Origin of the sequence: Granulicatella sp. WM01 (genome assembly GCF_004570605.1) — a bacterium.
Lineage (GTDB): Bacteria > Bacillota > Bacilli > Lactobacillales > Aerococcaceae > WM01.
Genome location: NZ_SPPB01000013.1, coordinates 1 through 12,906 on the forward strand (window position 1 = coordinate 1; position 12,906 = coordinate 12,906).

8 protein-coding genes and 1 pseudogene are annotated in these 12,906 nt (G+C 35.4%); 5 read left to right on the forward strand and 4 right to left on the reverse strand.

The genetic code is table 11. The annotated features are described in order from the left end of the window. Positions 1-255 (forward strand): annotated as a pseudogene (locus tag E4T68_RS03140) (ISNCY family transposase); the annotation flags it as partial. Positions 256-420: 165 nt separating this feature from the next. On the opposite strand, the gene E4T68_RS03145 reads toward E4T68_RS03140, so the two are convergent. Next, positions 421-2,943, reverse strand: coding sequence for a transglycosylase domain-containing protein (locus E4T68_RS03145; protein ID WP_135124038.1), 2,523 nt, complete (start codon positions 2,941-2,943; stop codon positions 421-423). 52 nt (positions 2,944-2,995) lie between these two features. Further along, positions 2,996-4,273 carry a replication-associated recombination protein A gene (locus E4T68_RS03150; protein ID WP_135124040.1) on the reverse strand — a complete coding sequence of 426 codons (1,278 nt, stop codon included), beginning with the start codon at positions 4,271-4,273 and terminating at the stop codon, positions 2,996-2,998. 386 nt (positions 4,274-4,659) lie between these two features. Here E4T68_RS03150 and tkt point away from each other — a divergent pair, with 386 nt between their 5' ends. Beyond that, entirely contained in the window at positions 4,660-6,624 is a 1,965-nt protein-coding gene (gene tkt / locus E4T68_RS03155; RefSeq protein WP_370543840.1) for a transketolase, read from the forward strand. Between the two features lie 676 nt (positions 6,625-7,300). Here tkt and E4T68_RS03160 read toward each other — a convergent pair. Further along, entirely contained in the window at positions 7,301-8,503 is a 1,203-nt protein-coding gene (locus E4T68_RS03160) for a sensor histidine kinase KdpD (protein WP_135124044.1), read from the reverse strand. Next, a complete protein-coding gene (locus E4T68_RS03165; protein ID WP_167753789.1) occupies positions 8,500-9,159 on the reverse strand; it encodes a response regulator transcription factor in 660 nt (219 codons plus the stop codon). Before E4T68_RS03165 ends, E4T68_RS03160 begins: the two co-directional genes overlap by 4 nt. Before the next feature lie 574 nt (positions 9,160-9,733). On the opposite strand from E4T68_RS03165, the gene E4T68_RS03170 reads away from it, so the two are divergent. Genes E4T68_RS03170 through E4T68_RS03180 form a run of 3 tightly spaced genes read left to right on the forward strand, consistent with a single transcriptional unit; the run spans position 9,734 to position 12,902 of the window. Next, complete coding sequence (locus tag E4T68_RS03170; RefSeq protein ID WP_135124048.1) at positions 9,734-10,921, forward strand: tetratricopeptide repeat protein; 1,188 nt, start codon at positions 9,734-9,736, stop codon at positions 10,919-10,921. Positions 10,922-10,933: 12 nt separating this feature from the next. After that, positions 10,934-11,605 (forward strand): ribose-5-phosphate isomerase RpiA, encoded by a 672-nt coding sequence (gene rpiA / locus E4T68_RS03175; protein WP_135124050.1) that lies wholly within the window; start codon positions 10,934-10,936, stop codon positions 11,603-11,605. Then, a complete protein-coding gene (locus E4T68_RS03180; protein ID WP_135124052.1) occupies positions 11,598-12,902 on the forward strand; it encodes a pyrimidine-nucleoside phosphorylase in 1,305 nt (434 codons plus the stop codon). Before rpiA ends, E4T68_RS03180 begins: the two co-directional genes overlap by 8 nt. Positions 12,903-12,906: the final 4 nt, after the last annotated feature.

The following is a 12,906-nucleotide window of genomic DNA, read 5'->3' on the forward strand; positions in this document are numbered from 1 at the left end:
CACACAAAAGCGTTGGTTATTGAAGCATTTAATGGGGATATTTTCTTGAATATCGCTGACAACATTTATGCCACACGTTGTTTGTTAACACATGAAGAGCATTCAGCGGTGTTTGATTTGGGTGAGAATATAAAAAAAGAAAGACGCCAATACGTTCCACCACAATCACACCCGTGGAAACTGGCATCTTTCAAACGCTATCTCAAGAGTATTGGAAAAACTCTTGAAGAGTATCAAGACAACAAGCTTGCTTGATACTTTAATAGCATACATTATTTTGCCCTATAAGTGCAATGATTTTTTTGAAAATCATTGCACTTATAGTGGCCCACATTTTGGGACATTTTCATTTTCGATTGACATACTTGTTTTTTAATCACTTTTTATGACATTTATTTTATATAGACTAAAATTACTTAGTTAGCGACTGGAACTTGAACGGGGTTCAGTAGGTGCCTGATTGTTTTGTCGCTGTTCACTTGTTTGTTGTGATTGTCCACTCTGGCTCGATGTTTCAGGTGGTAATAGTGACTGAATTAAGTTTGACCAGTACGCATTTAATGTGTCTGAACTTTCTCCTGGAGCAAATTGATATGAAATAGCATAAGGTGGACGACTAGTTAAAAATAAATCTGATGTCATTGGTCCTGTAATGTTCAATTTGCTGCCATTATTCAATGTGATTTCTCCAGGTAATGTTCCAGTGGCACTTAATACACTTGAGGTCATGACATTATTAGGCTGTGTGCTAAACTGTTTAGTAGTGTCAAAATACTCAGGAGCAGCACTATGTATAGCATTGGCGATATTTGCCCATAATTGTTGTGTTCTTATATAAATTGGACCGTCTGAATTAGTTATGGCAAATACATGATTTACACCATGATTATTGTCAAAACCGGACCATTGTCCGATTGTAATTTGAGGCGTGCTGACAATTACCCACATATCTTGATAATTATCAGATGTTCCTGTTTTTCCGTAGCGTTGAGGGAATGTGAAATTCACATATCGTTTAAAATAAGACGTTGTTCCTCCTTCAACAGAATCGTTCAACATAGAACGCAGAATATAAGCTGTTCCGGCGTTGAATACTTGAGTTTCTTTTTTCTCATGTTGATACACAATATTGCCTTGATTATCTTCAATACGTTCAATGAGATAAGGCGTAATATGTTTTCCGTCATTGGCAAATGTTGTATAGGCACTAGTTTGCTCTACAACACTAGGCCCTGTAGAAAAGCCACCTAAAGATGCCGCTTCATTTAAATATTCACTAGAATCAATAGCAGAAATTCCCATATTTTTCATATATGAACCTGTATCAATTCCTTTTTGAAGCATGGCAGAATACAAGTGAACTGTGGGATTATTTAAAGACATTTTTAAAGCATATCTTGCACTGACAAATGTATTGGATACTCTATTATCAGCATTTGTAGGTGTCCAATAACTTCCGTCTTGTTGACGTCGGCTAATGGCAGTATCCCCTAAAATTGTTGCTGGGTAAATAAAGTTTTGGTCAATAGCAGGACCATAAACTAACAACGGCTTGATTGTTGAACCGGGGGAGCGTCTTGTTGAAAAGGCGTGGTCTGTTTGAGAAACAGAAAAATCTCGTCCGCCAACAAATCCTAAAATTTTACCTGTGGCGTTTTCAATAGCCACACTCCCAATTTGTGGTGGTTCTGTTGCAGTTTTTATTTCACCTGTAGTAGAGTCTGTATATGTTGTTTGATAAGATTCACCTAGCAAATAAATATTGTCCGCCGTACCAGACTGCATAGCCTCATAGACCTTTTTATCAATAGTAGAGTAGACTTTATAACCAGAACTTGCCAGTAAATTAGCCGCTTTAAAATAATATTGATTATACAATTCAACAGAAGCATCAACAGTTGACCAATCTTTTCCGTCTTGTTTAATTTGTTGCTTCATTAAAGCAATGACAGCTTCACGATGGACAGCTTGATATAAATAAGAATGTAAAGCAACTGTACTGTTTTGTGGTTGTAAAAAGTCTTTAGTAATATCGTAGTTTTGAGCCTCTTCTAGTTCTGCATCGTTAATATAGCCATTGCGATGCATGGCAGTTAAAACAATTTTCATACGTGCAATACCAGCGTCAAGATCTTGTTTAATTGTTCCGATATTTGTATAAGGTGTATACGCATAAGGCGATTGTGGCAATCCAACCAAAAATGCAGCTTGTGGTAAAGTTAAATCTTTAGCTTGTTTTCCAAAAACACCTTCTGCTGCAGCTTGAATGCCGGCAATATTTTGTCCGGAGTTATTACGTCCAAAAGAGGAAACATTGAGATAGGCATTCAAAATATCATCTTTTGAAAAATATTTTTCCACACGCATAGCTAGTAAAATTTCTTTTGCTTTACGTGTAAAAGTCAATTCATTGGTCAATAATTGTTGTTTGACTAATTGTTGTGTTAGTGTTGAACCTCCTGTTTGACTATCTGATCCAGATATTTCTTGTAAAATAGCTCTTAAAACAGCTTTAGGTACAATGCCATTATGTGTATAGAATGAGTCATCTTCTGTTGCAATAATGCCTTGCTTCACGTAATCAGAAATTTCCTGTAAAGGCACAACTTTTCTCACTAAATCAGATTGAACCTCTGAAATCATATCGCCATCTTGAAAAAATAGAGCAGACGCTTGATTTAAAGAACCTAATTGTGTTTGCATTTGTGTTTGGCTAGGCACAGACGTATGAGAAATAATATTGGCAAAATAGCCTAATCCAATCCCAAGTCCTAGACTCATTAGGAAACACAAGCAAAGGAGCGTTAAATAAAATAAGCGTTTTGTTACTCCAAAGCTAATATTAAAAATTGACATTGCTTGCTTAGTTAAAGATTTCTGTTTAATCGTATGGATATGCTGCTTCATGCGATTAAGTAATTCATGTAATTTTTCGTTTTTCATACAATACCTCTCTTAGCTCATTATAGCAAATTCTAAACGAACTGGCTATGTATTATGATAAGGAATCTCTAAATTTCATGAGTTGATTAGCCAGTAATTGTTCATAGCGTCCAGTGGTATTGGGAATATAGTACCGTTTATCTTTCAATTCCTTAGGAAGATACTCTTGTTTTACCCAATGATTAGGATAGTGATGAGGATATTTATATTCATTTCCACGTCCTAAATATTCGGCACCTTGATAATGGTTATCTCTTAAATGTGGAGGAATTTGTCCATAATTTCCTTTTTTCACATCACTTAAAGCATGGTCTATCGCCATAATTGTGGAGTTTGATTTTGGAGAAAGAGCCAAATCAATGACCGCCATAGCTAGTGGAATTCGAGCCTCTGGAAATCCTAAACGTTCAGCACTTTGTATAGCGTTTAATGTACGATGAACTGCAGAAGGATTAGCAAAGCCTATATCTTCATAAGCAACGACCGTTAAGCGCCTTGCAATAGTTGGTAAATCGCCAGATTCAATTAAGCGTGCCAAATAATGTAAGGAAGCATCTACATCACTTCCACGGATAGATTTTTGAAAAGCTGAAATGGTGTCATAATGAGCATCGCCGCCTTTATCATGCACTAAAAATTTTTTTTGCAAACATTCACTTGTAATCTCTGTTGTAATATGAATGATATTATCTTCATCAGCAGGAGTAGAAAGAACAGCTAATTCTAAAGCGTTTAAACTACTTCTAAGATCACCACCTGTTGCTCGTGAGAGATGTATTAGAGCCTCTTGACTTAAATCTACCTGATAGTTACCAAGTCCATTTTGAGTATCTTTTAAAGCGAATTGAATCCCATTTGCAATATCTTGTTCGGAGAGTGGGAACAATTCAAAAATTTGTGTTCTACTTCTAATGGCAGGATTAATGCTAATAAAAGGATTCTCTGTTGTAGCTCCAATTAAAATGATAAGTCCACTTTCTAAGTGTGGCAATAAAAAATCTTGTTTCACCTTATTTAAACGATGAATTTCATCTAAAAGTAAAATAACTTGTCCAGTTAGTTTTGCCTCCTCGACAACAATATCCAAATCTTTTTTTGAGTCTGTGGCTGCATTCAATGTACGAAAAGGTAGTTGCATACTTCCAGCTATCGCACTTGCAATACTTGTTTTTCCAATGCCTGGTGGTCCATATAAAATCATGGAAGATAATCGCTTAGAAATGACCATACGTTGAATAATCTTTTCTTGACCAACAAGATGTTGTTGACCAACAATGTGTTCAATATGTTTCGGACGCATTCTAAAGGCTAGTGGCTTTAAATTTGTCATATATGGCTCCTTTCTTTGTTATGTCTAGTTTATTATACCACAATCATCATGTAACCGTATAAAAATTGTTGAAAATGCCTATTTTATTGAAAGGTTTTCTAAAAAAACAGATGATGATTTTAGATAAACGAAAAAATGATTGTTAAAAGGGATAATGCATGAGTATAGTCTAGTAAATCCATGAGATATAAAATCTTGTTCTGTAAATCTGTTTTAAGGAAAAGTATGACTAAAAATTAAAAAGAGTACAGCAAAAAACTTTCTTAAACAATTATCGCAATCTGAGGCGAAATATGGTAAAATGAAACGTATGAGCACAATATAACGTGTGCGTAAAGTTAGTGCGTAAATGTACTATAAATGAAGGAGATGACGTTATGTTAGGTATGAAATCTGTTAACGCAATGCGCTTTTTAGGTGTTGACATGATTAACAAAGCAAAATCAGGACATCCCGGAGTAGTTTTGGGTGCTGCTCCAATGGCGTATGCCTTATTTGCAAACCATATAAGAATTACCCCAAATAGAACAAAATGGTTTAATCGTGATCGTTTTGTCCTTTCTGCTGGTCATGGGTCAGCATTACTATATGCTATTTTACATTTAGCACAATACGACGATGTGACGATAGATGAGTTGAAACAATTTCGTCAATTGCATTCTAAAACACCAGGGCATCCTGAATATGGATACACTAAAGGTGTGGACGCAACGAGTGGACCTTTAGGACAAGGGATTTCGACAGCAGTTGGGATGGCTTTAGCTGAACGTTATTTAGCTGCTCAATTTAATCGCCCGAACTTTCCTGTAGTAGATCATTATACGTATGCCATTTGTGGTGATGGTGATTTTATGGAAGGGGTTAGTGGTGAGGCAAGTTCATTTGCTGGACTACAAAAGTTAGGAAAATTAATTGTTTTATACGATTCAAATGATATTTGTTTAGACGGAAAAACTGATGATGCATTTACTGAAAATGTGCGTCAACGTTATGATGCGTATGGTTGGCATACAGTATTAGTACAAGACGGAAATGATTTAGAGGCTATTTCTAAAGCTATTGAGGAAGCCAAACATGATCCACGTCCATCATTGATTGAAATTAAAACAATTATTGGATTTGGTTCTCCAAAACAAGGTACAAATGCTGTGCACGGAGCACCACTTGGACAGGAAGACACACAAATAGCACGTGAAAATCTAAAATGGGAGTATGCTCCGTTTGAAATTCCAGAAGATGTATATGCTGATTTTAAAGAGCATGTTGTAGATCGTGGTCAAACTGCTTATGAAACGTGGAAAGCAATGGTTAAAGAGTATTACGAAGCATTTCCAGAGTTGGCAGATGCCTTTAAACGTGCTGCACATAATGATGTGTTAAGTGAATTGACACAAGCAGATTTCCCAACGTATGAAGTTGGTTTCAAACAAGCTACACGTAACTCATCTCAAGATGCTTTAAATGCTATTTCTAAAGTATCTGCACAATTTTTGGGTGGGTCAGCAGACTTGGCACATTCTAATATGACGATGATTAAATCAGATACACTACAAGACGATACACATAGAGATCAACGTAATATTCAATTTGGTGTACGTGAGTTTGCTATGGGAACAATTTTAAATGGAATGGCTTTACACGGAGGATTGCGTGTGTTTGGTGGGACATTCTTTGTCTTTAGTGATTATTTAAAAGGAGCAATACGTTTAGCTGCTTTACAAAAATTGCCAATTACTTATGTGTTAACGCATGATAGTATTGCCGTAGGCGAAGATGGACCAACACATGAACCTATTGAACATTTAACAGCTTTGCGTGCTTTGCCAAACATGAATGTTATTCGTCCAGCAGATGCTGTGGAAACACAAGCAGCATGGTATTTGGCAGCAACATCAACGCAAACACCAAGTGCTTTAGTGTTGTCTAGACAACCATTGCCAGTATTGGAAAATAGTAGTTTTGAAGGTGTTGCTAAGGGAGCATACGTTGTGTATGAAACAACAGAAAATCCTAAGTACATTTTATTAGCTTCTGGTTCAGAAGTTTCTCTAGCTATTCAAGCAGCGAAAGTATTAGAAGAACAAGGAAAAAATGTTCGAGTTGTAAGTTGTCCAAGTTTAGAATTATTTGAACAACAAACACAAGAATATAAAGATTCTATCTTACCTTCTCATACAAAACGTTTAGCAATTGAAATGGGTGCTAGCATGCCATGGTATCGTTACGTTGGATTGAAAGGTGACGTGCTAGGAATTGATCGTTTTGGCGAAAGTGCTCCAGCACAAGATTTATTAGCATACTTCGGCTTTACAGTTGAACATGTGGTTGAGCGTGTTAATGCTCTAGGATAATACATAAACAAGCGATAAAGTGCTCGCATTAAAGAGTGCTCTATCGCTTGTTGTTGTATAAAGTTTTGAAAAAGTTTGAAAATATATTCTATTGCTAGATGTTGTTTTCTACAAATATAGAATAAATTGACAATATCTACTGGGAAAAAGTAAATATTTTTGAAATTACGGGGAACCAGTGTCTATAAATGTTGATTTTTCGCAATTTTTGTTATTTATAGAGTTCCGTTAAAGTGTAATACTTATATTAAAAATAATTTTAGAGTAAAATAAAAATAGACAGGCTAAAAATATTTTTTTTGAAAGCAGGTCAAAATTCAAAAAGTCTGGGAATGGTTTGTTTTACGGAGCATGTATCAAGATAGGTGTAAGAAAACGTTTCTTCTTGGAATCTATAACATGTTACAAAAAGTTGACTATTTGAATTGGAACCATGTGAAAAGGATTGTCTTTATAACAAGGTACAGACATGTTTGACTTAAAGGCAGTCAAGCCTGTTTTTATGGTTACTTTATTGAAGATATTTACTGTTTCAAAATAAAAATTCGTGTTGTGGAACAGGAAAGTTTCACAACACGAATAAATATGTGGACTATAACTAATAGTTAGTTATAGTTTTAAGTATATTATATAAATTTATTTTGGCAAAGAAACGCTTTAATCACGTTTAGTGCATTTAAGGTTTTGGAATAGATAATGTCATTAACACACCTGTTTGTGTATTTTCGGCATGTAATTTTCCATTATGATGTCGGACAAGCTCTTGAGCTAAAGATAAGCCTATACCAATGCCAGTTTGCTTATGTTGACTTCCACGATAAAATCGTTCAAATATATAAGGAAGATCATGTTTAGGAATTAATGGTCCAGTATTATGGACTTTAATTGTTGTAAAGAAAATAGAATCTTCTAAAGTTAATGTAATCTTTCCGTGAGGTGATGTATAGTCTATAGCATTTTTAAGCACATTAGTGAGTGCTTCTCTTAAATAAAATACATCAGCAAACAATGTACTGTCTTGTATATGTGTTTCAATAGTAATGTGGTTGTGTTGTGTTAAAACATCAAATCGCTGAAGAATGCTATTGATAAATTCATGTGTGTCTGTAGCAGTAATATTGACTTGAATAACACCAGCATCTAATCGTGCAAGTAACAGTAAAGATTGGACAAGATATTCAATGCGTTCAATTTGTGGTTCAAGTTGTTCAATTTTTTCATTTGTTCGCTCATTAAGAGGCAAAATCTTTAAGGTATCACTCACTACCATTAAGGAAGTGAGTGGTGTTTTTAGTTGATGTGAAATATTGGCAATATGCTTATTCAAATAATTTTTATGTTGAATTGCCGTATCTCGTTGGGTGTATAGGCTTGTTGCCATATCATATAATTGATTATTCAAAAAGGAAAGTTCTCCCTCTTTATTTTGTCGAATATCGTAAGGTTTATGATGATATGACAACTCTTGAACAAACTGTTGCAAAGTATTGATATGTGCATAAAATTTCTTGAAATGTAAAGTAATGGCTAAAAGTGTAGCACCAACAAATGCTGACCAGCCTAACCATAGCCAAAGAAGAGGTGTTGATACACTTGGAAACTCTAAATGTGGTGTTATAGAAAGATTGGTTAGACGATTAAATTCCTCTTGTGCCTGTGGAGAGAGAATGCCCTCATTGAAAAAAGTATCTAATGAATCTTGTGTATGCACTACAGCTAGTGATTTGGTTAAATGGTATGTCGCATCTATGTGGTAACTACGATACACCAAATGTAAACTGATGTGTAACAGTATGCCACTAAGAATGGTGATAATAATCCACAAGTAGAGTGCTCTTTTTGCTTCTGGATTACGATAAATAGAGAATACTGTTTTCATATTTTTACCTCATTAGGAAGCAGTCGGTATCCTATTCCTCGTTTGGTTTCAATCAATACAGTATCTTGTTCAATTTTGTGACGGACACGTCGTAATGTAACCGTTAATGTATTGTCGTTGACAAATTCTCCATGGTTATCCCAAAGATAAGCCAACAACTGCTCTCGTGTTAAGATTTGACCAATATTATGATACAAATAGAAAAATAGTCGGTGTTCGGTAGGGGTAAATAAAATTTCTTTATTGCCGTTGAACACCTGTTGGTTAACCTCATCAATTTTCAAATGAGCTAAATGTGTCAATGATGGCTGCTCACCCAGACGGTGTCGCTTAATAATAGCTTGTACTCTTGCTAGGAGAATAGGTAATCTAAATGGTTTTGTAATGTAATCATCACTTCCAAATTGAAAGGTATCAACAATGGTTTGCTCATCATCAATAGCACTAATAAAAACAATTTTAGGAGGGTGATTTAAATTTTTAGCAAAAGTGATGCCATTTCCGTCAGGCAAAGAAATATCTAATAATAGCAAATCCACGTGTTGTGTCTGTAATATTTGATTTGCCATTCGTAATGTTTCTGCATGCCAAGTTGTATATCCGGTGTTATTAAGAATAAGTTGGATACCTTCAGCAATTGCTTTTTCGTCCTCCACAATTAGTATAGAAACGATGAAAATCCCTCCTTTTGTAGTTATTGTTCTTTTTTGAAGCATAAAATCTGTTAGGTGTAGTTGTAGGTTTCATGACATAAAAAATCACATCTACTTGAAAAAGATGTGTTCGCTCCAAAATGCCGTGTGTTATGCACACGTTGAATTTTAGTCGCTCCAGCACTTTTTGCTGCGTTCGTGTCACACCTTTCCTCACATCCTGTTATAGTTGAGTTCGATGTCGCACTCTCTTGAAAAACGTTGTTAGTCGCTCATATTCAGTTGTCGCTATGCGACACATTGAATATGGAACGCTCCGGCACAATTTTTTCATCGTTCGTAACGCGCAACATCTCACATCCTGTAGTTGAGTTCGGAAAGGTACTCACTTGAAAAAGATGTGTTCGCTCCAAAATGCCGTGTGTTATGCACACGTTGCATTTTAGTCGCTCCAGCACTTTTTGCTGCGTTCGTGTCACACCTTTCCTCACATCCTGTTTTTTAATTATAATCAATATAGTTTTAACTGTCAAAGTTAGGGGTTTTGCTATATAATTAGAGATGAGGTGAGGTGTACGTGAAAGAATTAGAACAAGAACAGTTCGAGTATTGGCATAAACATCAGGAATTTGAAAAGATTGTGCATTATGTTGATTTGCTTAAAGAACCTAATTATGAACAATTAGGCTCTAAAGCGTCAGCCTTAAGTAATTTAAGACGTTATTACGATGCACTTGATGTTTTAGAGTATATTCGAGATAACGGAAAGCAGGATCCAAAATGGCATTATCGCTATGGGTATATTATGATTTGTTTAGAAAATTATGAAAAAGCTGAAAAACATTTATTGAAAGCTGTTAAGTTAGATGATAAACTAAGCGATGCATGGTATTTATTAAGCCAACTGTACCGTTATTTTGGTGATTTATCGAAAGAGGCTTGGGCAAATGAACGTTTGAAAGATATGGATTCAATAGAAGAAGACTTAGTTTATGATAATTTTGTTACACATCAAAAGTTTAATAAAAATTATAAATTATTGGCGAATTTTGAGTGTTCTTCGGTACATCAAAAACAACAATTAATTCATAGTTATCAAAAAATGATCTATGCTTTAGAACATGTTGTTACAGATTATAAGCAAATTCCATTACTAGCAATCGGTTTGGCTGAAACAATTAAGACAATTATAGGGCACATTCCTGAATCTGATGAACGATTATCAGTAAATTTGGTAGGTGAATTAGCGTATATTTTAGATTGGTTTGGAGTAAAAATGAATATTATTGAGAAAACGTTGTATGTTTTTTCGTATACTATTATTGTAGAAACTCACAAAGGTGATGAAATTAATCCTCAACATCTTATCCAGTTATTAGACTGGATGGAGGAAGATAATCATCAGGCGATTGTTGATTTCTTCTTTTCTCTTTTACCTGAGCAGCAAACTTACGCTTATGCTGAGTGGCTTATTCAAGCGTTTATTCATTTACAAGAATATGATTGTGCAAGAGATTATTTGGATAAATACGTTCAAATTGGTCAACATCAAGCATTTTGGCAATATTGGTATGGTCTGGTTTTAGTGAATCAACATGATTTCCAACAAGCAAAAGATTATTTGTTAAAAGCTGTCGATTTGGAGAAAAATTATCGAGAAGCATGGCATTTGCTAGAGTATGTTTATTTACACGGTTTGCAAGATCTTAAAATGGCGAACTGGGCAAGAGAGCAACGAGAGTTGTATTGTGATAACATGAAATAAGGAGAGAAAATAATGACAAATTTAAAAGAGCTAGTAGGTAGAAAAGCAGCAGACTATGTAGAAAACGGTATGATTGTAGGGTTAGGGACAGGTTCGACTGCCTATTATTTTGTTGACGAGTTAGCCGTTAGAATGAAAAAAGGATTGAATATTGTAGGGGTAACAACGTCAAAGGCGACAGAAGAACAAGCAAAGCAATTAGGTATTCCTTTAAAAAGCATTGACGAAGTGGAAAGTATTGATGTGACAGTAGATGGTTCTGATGAAGTTAATCCACGCTTTAATGGGATTAAAGGTGGAGGAGGTGCTTTATTGTTTGAAAAAATAGTAGCTAGTCGTTCAAAACGAGTGATTTGGATTGTGGATCAATCAAAATGTGTTGATACATTAGGAGCGTTTCCTTTACCAGTTGAAGTGGTTAAATATGGGTCAACACATTTGTTACATTATTTTGAAACTAAAGGCTATCAGCCAGTACTAAGACATAAAGATAATCAAGTTTATGTGACAGATGATGGAAACTATATTATTGATTTACATTTGAAAGAAATTGTAGATGAGTATGCATTGGCAAAAGAATTAGACAGTTTAACAGGGGTTGTTGAGCATGGTCTATTCTTAGATTTAACACAACTTGTTTTAGTTGGAACAGAACAGGGGGTTCAAATAAAAGAACATGTTTAGAATGGTAAATTTAATCGAAAAAAAACGTGATGGAGTAGAATTAACGTCACAAGAAATTGAGTGGATAATCGAACAATTTACGCAAGGACATATTCCGGACTATCAAATGAGTGCTATGGCTATGGCAATATTATTCCAAGGTATGACGCATGAGGAATTAGGTGCAATGACGTTAGCGATGGCAAAATCGGGAGATCAATTTGATTTAAGTGCAATTCATGGCATTAAAGTAGACAAGCATTCTACTGGTGGTGTAGGGGATACAACGACTTTAGTGCTTGCTCCTCTTGTTGCTAGTGTAGGTGTTCCGGTCGCTAAAATGAGTGGCCGTGGTTTAGGGCATACAGGCGGAACTATTGATAAATTAGAAGCTATTCCAGGGTTTAAAGTAGAAGTTTCAGAAGAAGAATTTATTCATTTAGTTAATACAAATCATATTGCAATTGCTGGGCAAAGTGGAAATTTAACTCCCGCAGATAAAAAGCTATATGCTTTGCGTGATGTGACGGGAACAGTACAGTCTATTCCGTTAATTGCCAGTTCTATTATGAGTAAAAAAATAGCTTCAGGTGCTGATGCTATCGTATTAGACGTTAAAGTTGGAGCGGGAGCATTTATGAAAACTGTTGAGGAAGCAGAACAGTTAGCTCGTGAAATGGTAGCAATAGGGAAACAAGTTGGACGTCAAACAATGGCGATTATTTCAAATATGGATCAACCTTTAGGCGTTGCTGTTGGAAATGCGAATGAAGTTATTGAGGCAATAGAGACGTTGAAAGGGAATGGACCTAGTGATTTGACAGAGTTGTGTCTAGTTTTAGGATCACAAATGGTGTATTTAGCCTCGGGAGCAAAAAGCATTGCTGAAGCTAGAGAAAAATTAGAAGAGAATATAAGAAACGGAAAAGCCTTAGACGTTTTAAAAACCTTCATTTCATCACAAGGTGGAGATGCCAGTATTGTAGATGATGTAACAAAATTACCACAAGCAAAATGGAACTATGATATTTGTGCGAAAACAGATGGTTATGTGACAAATATTGTGGCTAATGATATTGGTGTAGCAGCCATGATGCTTGGTGCAGGGCGTGCAACAAAAGAGAGTGAAATTGATTTGTCTGTGGGAGTGTCTGTGTTAAAAAAAGTTGGAGATGCTGTAAAATCGGGGGACGTGTTGGCTAAAATTCATACAAATCGGACGGATAATGAAGAAGTTATACAAAAAATACAGAATGCTTATACTATAGGGGATATTTGTGAAGCACTACCTCTAATTTATAAAGTGGTAACAGAGTAAAATT

Coding starts and splice junctions, on each gene's coding strand:
- tkt (WP_370543840.1), top strand. CDS start 4,660: ATGAAATCTGTTAACGCAATGCGCTTTTTAGGTGTTGACATGATTAAC.
- E4T68_RS03180 (WP_135124052.1), top strand. CDS start 11,598: ATGTTTAGAATGGTAAATTTAATCGAAAAAAAACGTGATGGAGTAGAA.
- E4T68_RS03160 (WP_135124044.1), bottom strand. CDS start 8,503: ATGAAAACAGTATTCTCTATTTATCGTAATCCAGAAGCAAAAAGAGCA.
- E4T68_RS03145 (WP_135124038.1), bottom strand. CDS start 2,943: ATGAAAAACGAAAAATTACATGAATTACTTAATCGCATGAAGCAGCAT.
- E4T68_RS03150 (WP_135124040.1), bottom strand. CDS start 4,273: ATGACAAATTTAAAGCCACTAGCCTTTAGAATGCGTCCGAAACATATT.
- rpiA (WP_135124050.1), top strand. CDS start 10,934: ATGACAAATTTAAAAGAGCTAGTAGGTAGAAAAGCAGCAGACTATGTA.